Raw genomic sequence first — 775 nt, 5'->3', positions numbered from 1 at the left:
GGAGGGGATGGCGGCGATGGCGGAGAAATATCGCGCAGGCGGCGATCTCTATATGCCGGTCGAACCGCCCGAGGCGGAAAATCAGGCTTTGGCGCAGAAAGATCGGGAGACGCACTGAGCCATGCGCCGCGTCCTTGTCAAAGGCGCCGGTGTGGCAGGCCTCACCGTCGCCCACGAATTGGCCGCGCGGGGTGCGTCGGTCACGGTTGCTGAAATTCGCAGCCAGATAGGCGGCAACGCCTCCTGGCTCGCTGGCGGCATGCTCGCCCCCTGGTGCGAACGCGAAAGCGCCGAGGAGGCGGTTGTCACGCTCGGCAAGGTTTCGGCCGACTGGTGGGAAAGGACGCTGCCCGGGCTCGTGACAAGGGCCGGCACTCTCGTCGTCGCTCACGCGCGCGACGCCTTCGAGCTTGCCCGTTTTTCGGCTCGCACGCGCAATTGTGAGCCGCTCGACGAAAAGGCGATTGCCGCCCTCGAACCCGATCTTGCCGGTCGCTTCCGCCAGGGCCTGTTCTTTGCCGGCGAAGCCCATCTCGATCCCCGTCGGGTTCTCGAAGCCCTCGCCGGCAAACTGCGCGCCATGGGCGTCGTCTTCCTTTTCGAGGCGGGCGAGGTTGCCCTTTCCGACTTCGATCAGGTGATCGACTGCACGGGCATCGCGCGAGCCGACGACGACTTGCGCGGCGTGCGCGGCGAAATGCTGCTCCTCCACACGCGTGAGGTCTCGCTCGCCCGGCCGGTGCGTCTGCTCCATCCGCGTCATCCGATCTACGTC

1 protein-coding gene is annotated in these 775 nt (G+C 66.6%); it reads left to right on the top strand.

Annotation, left to right across the window (positions count from 1 at the left end; all coding sequences use genetic code 11):
- Positions 1-121 precede the first annotated feature (121 nt).
- The coding region (locus tag EOA29_RS38635) for an FAD-dependent oxidoreductase (protein ID WP_127222525.1) at positions 122-775 on the top strand (654 nt) is incomplete at its 3' end.

This window comes from Mesorhizobium sp. M1E.F.Ca.ET.063.01.1.1, assembly GCF_003998155.1.
GTDB lineage: Bacteria > Pseudomonadota > Alphaproteobacteria > Rhizobiales > Rhizobiaceae > Mesorhizobium.
The sequence above is the reverse complement of the archived record's forward strand: the minus strand, read 5'-3'. Positions and strand labels throughout refer to the sequence as shown.